This window comes from Acidovorax sp. ST3 (assembly GCF_003231145.1).
Classification (GTDB): Bacteria; Pseudomonadota; Gammaproteobacteria; order Burkholderiales; family Burkholderiaceae_C; genus Acidovorax.
Window position 1 is genome coordinate 1 of the sequence record NZ_QKVP01000083.1, and the last position, 596, is coordinate 596.

General features: G+C 72.1%; 1 protein-coding gene. It reads right to left on the minus strand.

All coding sequences use genetic code 11. From position 1 onward, the window contains the following. Positions 1–596 (minus strand): TolC family protein (locus tag DNK89_RS23670; RefSeq protein ID WP_161958983.1); only part of this gene is annotated, 596 nt, incomplete at both ends.

Sequence of the window (596 nt, forward strand, 5' to 3'; positions counted from 1 at the left end):
ATCGCCTGGAACAGCGCCGCCGTTTCAGTCAGGCGGGCATTGGCGTATTCCACTTCCCGCACCCGCGCCGCGACGTAATGCTGTTCGCTGGCGTACGCGGTGTAGGGCGCCAGGGCGCCCAGGCGCACGCGGTTGGCGGTGTTGCGGTGCGACTGCTCCGCGGCCCGGCGCGAGGCCTCGGCCGAGGCCAGCGCCTGACCGTCCGCCTCCAGTTGCGCCAACGTGTCGGCCACGTCGCGGAAGGCGGTCAGCACGGTCTGCTTGTATTGCAGCACCGCCGCCTCATAGCGCTCCTTGGCGGCGCTGCGTTCGGCCAGCAGCGCGCCGCCGTGGAAGATCGGCTGCGTCAGCGACGCGCCCACCGCCCAGATCGAACCCGCGCCCGACAATGCCGTCGGCCAGCTAAAGCCGCCTTTGCCCATCGACGCCGACAGCGACAGGCTGGGGAACAACTGCGCCGTGGCCACGCCGACGTCGGCCGCCGCCGCGCGCAGCACGGCCTCGGCGACGTGGATGTCGGGCCGCGCCGCCAGCAGTTCGGAGGGCACCAGCACCGGCACCTCCTCGGGCACGGCGATCATGGCGAAGGCCAGGTC